Source organism: Pseudomonas sp. XP2 (genome assembly GCF_053557975.1).
Genome location: NZ_JBNRIK010000065.1, coordinates 1 through 1,860 on the forward strand (window position 1 = coordinate 1; position 1,860 = coordinate 1,860).

Sequence of the window (1,860 nt, forward strand, 5' to 3'; positions counted from 1 at the left end):
GCCGGGATGGCAAGGGGCGGACCACGCATTACGTGTTTGAGCCAGGGACCTTCATTCCGGTCGCGCAAGGTGTGATGAATCATATTGAGGAGATGCTGCATCAGCCGAGCTATGATTTCCCATATGACATAGATGGGGACCCAGTTTGGCAGCACCAGCCAACGCCGAAATCATTCGATACTCTTAACTGGCACCAATGTGATCAGCTCGGCACATTATCAGAAGTAACCGATAAAGGCGGAAAGTTGGTATGGTAAGGAAAATTTAAGGCTTGGGGAGCAACCACAATCCAGCCAAAAAGTACAGACGATCAACTCACAACGAATTTCCGGCTACGCTTCCAGGGTCAATATTTCGATATCGAAACCAAACTCCACTACAACAGATACCGATATTACGATCCAAACACTGGCCGCTTTGTAAGCAAAGATCCGATTGGTTTCTCAGGCGGACTAAACATTTTCGTCTTTGCAGACAACCCAGTCCAGTGGATTGATCCATATGGGCTTAAGAAAAAAGTCGCACCCTCTTGCTGTCCGACCGAGATTGACCCTTGCGCCGATGACGGCAAGACGCACATCGTATATCAAGCTCCAGACCCAAAGCATAAGGACGCAGACGGAAACCCTTTAATCTACACAGGAAAAGCCTCAGGCTATGGGGTACCAGCAAGCGTTCTTAGTAGACGCTTTAGCGGCGGTCACCACCGTAAAATTGACCTAAGCTCTGCAACAATCGTACATACCACAGACTCTTATGCAGCGGTAAGGGGCATTGAGCACATGGAAAAGGTTCAGCTCGGAGACAGAGCAACCAAACAGAACAATCCCATTGGGGAGCGAAACAAAAATAAACCGACTTACATAGAATGCGGCGAGAGGCACCTATCCAAATGAAAACGAGAAAAGTTAAAATTGTTGCAGGAGATATATTCGCAGTTCCATTATCAAAACGAGAAGCGCTTTACGGCTATATCCGCGCCTATCAAGATCCTGACATAGCTATTCTCCCTATAATCTCTAGAGAAATAATAATAGATGCTACAGACCTAACCAATCTAACTTCTTACGAAGATGTCCTGACCATACGAAAGCCCATGGAGAGCGGCGAGTGGCCAAAAGTCATAAGCATTCCATTTCCAGACGAAGATTCATCATGGCCCCCCCCTAGGAAGCAGGTCTCTGAAATCAGACCCGACATTCGCCTAGTAGTATCAAAGGGGCAGTTCATTCCGGCCACTGCCTTTGGAAAGTTCGACGAACTTCCGCCACTCATAAAGCTAAATAGCGAGTCACTTATCGAAAGAATTCTTGAGCTTTCAAAAAATTTCAAAATATTGAACAACCATGACAGCAAGTGAGCCCAGCCCATCAAGCTGAACACAAGAGGCAAATCATGAAGAAAATTGTAAGAACTGGGGATTCCCACCGACCACGGCGGAGAAGTCATTGACTCTATTCCAAACACGAATCTAAACGGACGTTTGATTGCCGGCAAAGGAAACATGGTTTTCTGCCCACTATGCAAAGGTCAGTTTCCCATCATAGAGGGCAGTGACACCTACCGCGTCAACGGGCACTAGACGGCATGAAGATCGCATGCGGGGCAAGCTTGATTGCCAGTGCATCACACGGCATCGTCCATCGCTGATTCCATTGAATCCAGAAACAGGCTACCAACAGGCATTTCAGCAACATGCCTGTTGTCGCCCTGCCACCCAGGATCACCGCCTAATCAGCCGGCATTCCATTACCTCACAGAGCACGATTCATACCGATGGCAGTAGCGATGTCTATGCCTACGACGAGCGCGGCAATCTGCTGCAGCACACTCGCCCGGACGGCTCATCGATCCACCACG

2 protein-coding genes and 3 pseudogenes are annotated in these 1,860 nt (G+C 48.4%); all 5 read left to right on the forward strand.

Annotation, left to right across the window (positions count from 1 at the left end; all coding sequences use genetic code 11):
• Positions 1–257: pseudogene (locus tag ACK1VC_RS28875) on the forward strand (hypothetical protein); the annotation flags it as partial.
• 21 nt (positions 258–278) lie between these two features.
• Positions 279–896: pseudogene (locus tag ACK1VC_RS28880) on the forward strand (RHS repeat-associated core domain-containing protein); the annotation flags it as partial.
• Positions 893–1,360: an Imm26 family immunity protein gene (locus ACK1VC_RS28885; protein ID WP_175444067.1), complete on the forward strand. Its 468-nt coding sequence runs from the start codon at positions 893–895 to the stop codon at positions 1,358–1,360. The pseudogene ACK1VC_RS28880 and the gene ACK1VC_RS28885, both read left to right, overlap by 4 nt.
• Before the next feature lie 54 nt (positions 1,361–1,414).
• Positions 1,415–1,650: pseudogene (locus ACK1VC_RS28890) on the forward strand (PAAR domain-containing protein).
• A partial coding sequence (locus ACK1VC_RS28895; protein ID WP_449118191.1) for an RHS repeat domain-containing protein occupies positions 1,599–1,860 on the forward strand: 262 nt, incomplete at its 3' end. The pseudogene ACK1VC_RS28890 and the gene ACK1VC_RS28895, both read left to right, overlap by 52 nt.